Source organism: Mesorhizobium sp. M7A.F.Ca.CA.001.10.2.1 (assembly GCF_003998575.1).
In the GTDB taxonomy this organism is placed as follows: Bacteria; Pseudomonadota; Alphaproteobacteria; order Rhizobiales; family Rhizobiaceae; genus Mesorhizobium.
On record NZ_RZQY01000912.1, the window covers coordinates 1 to 1,808 of the forward strand.

The window sequence follows — 1,808 nt, forward strand, 5'->3', positions numbered from 1 at the left end:
GCGTTGAAGATGGTGACGGTGTAGCGGCCCGGCGCCTGTTCCAGCAGGTGCTCGAGCATGCGCCCGGGGGCCATGCCGTTGCCGATGATGACAAGTCTTTCGCTCATGGTGCTACTCCGCGGCTTCGACGAAGCGGTGGCGTTCGTAGAGGAACTTCAGCACCGCCTCGCGGCAGCGCAGGAAAGTCCGGTCGGAAGAGAGTTCGACGCGCCGGCGCGGCCGCGCCAGCGGCACGGGAAGCACTTCGCCGATGGTTGCCGCCGGGCCATTGGTCATCATGACGATGCGGTCGGAAAGCAGCACCGCCTCGTCGACATCGTGGGTGATCATGATCGTCGTCGAGCCGAGCCTGGAGTGGATGTCCATCACCGCATCCTGCAGATGGGCGCGCGTCAGCGCATCGAGCGCGCCGAACGGCTCGTCGAGCAGCAGTATCTTCGGCTCCATGGCCAGCGCCCGGGCGATCCCGACGCGCTGCTTCTGCCGCCCGATATTTCTGCCGGGCGTTTATCCTTGGCATGCGCCATCTGCACGAGGTCGAGATTGCGCATGATCCAGTCATGCCGCTCGGCCTTGCTCTTCGAACGACCGAAGACCTTCGACACCGCCAGATTGATGTTTTCGTAGACGGTCAGCCACGGCAAAAGGCTGTGGTTCTGGAACACCACGGCGCGTTCCGGTCCGGGGCTGTCGACCTCCTTGTCCTCGAGCAGCACGGCGCCGGCGGACACCTTGGTCAGCCCGGCGATCAGATTGAGCAAGGTCGACTTGCCACAGCCGGAATGGCCGATGATGGAGACGAATTCGCCCTTGTCGATGGTCAGCCTGATGTCCTTCAATACCTCGCTGACCTGGGCACCACGCGTGAAGGATTTGTCGATATGGTCGAGTTTCAGATAGGCCGTCATCGCCCCTCTCCTCACTTTGCCGTTGTGCCGCGGGTGACGAAGGCGCCGACCGCCGCGACCAGACGGTCGAGGCAGAAGCCGGTGACGCCGATATAGGCGAGCGCGACGATGATGTCGGGCAGCCGCGACGAGTTCCACGCGTCCCAGATGAAGAAGCCGATGCCGACGCCGCCGGTCAGCATTTCGGCGGCGACGATGGCAAGCCAGGACAGGCCGATGCCGATCCTCAGGCCGGTAAAGATGTAAGGCGCGGCGGCCGGCACCATGATCTTCACGAAGAACTCGAACTGGTTGAGCCGCAGGATGCGCGAGACGTTGCGATAATCCTCTGGGATGTTACGCACGCCGACCGCGGTGTTGATGATGATTGGCCAGATCGACGTGATGAAGATGACGAAGATCGCCGACGGGCTGGAATCGCGGAACGCCGCCAGCGACAGAGGCAGCCAGGCCAGCGGCGGCACCGTGCGCAGGATCTGGAACACCGGGTCGAGGCCGCGCATCGCCCAGATCGACTGGCCGACCAGCGCGCCGAGCGCGACGCCGACCACCGCCGCCAGGCCGAAGCCGATGGCAACACGCTGCAGCGAGATTAGCACGCGCCATGCCAGACCGATATCCTGCGGGCCATTGTCGAAGAACGGATGCGCGATCAAATCGTAGGCCTCGTTCCACACCTGGGTCGGCGGCGGCAGGCTTGATGTCGGCGACGAACAGGCGATCTGCCAGACGACCAACATCAGCGCGATGACGATGATGGGCGGCACCAGCGCGCTCGCCAGTTTGCCGGCGATGGCGAGCGGCTCGAAGCGACGCCGTGCCTTGGCAGTGAAGGCGATGACCTCCGCCGGCTTGGCAGGAAAGGCCTTCACCTTGGTGTCCTCGATAGTCTGCATCGAC

The 1,808-nt window shown here is 64.1% G+C and carries 1 protein-coding gene and 1 pseudogene; both read right to left on the bottom strand.

What is annotated here, in order from left to right; genetic code table 11:
- Positions 1-111 precede the first annotated feature (111 nt).
- Positions 112-908: pseudogene (locus EN964_RS33365) on the bottom strand (ABC transporter ATP-binding protein).
- Positions 909-919: 11 nt separating this feature from the next.
- On the bottom strand, positions 920-1,808 hold an 889-nt coding region (gene ntrB / locus EN964_RS33370; protein WP_245490720.1), incomplete at its 5' end, for a nitrate ABC transporter permease.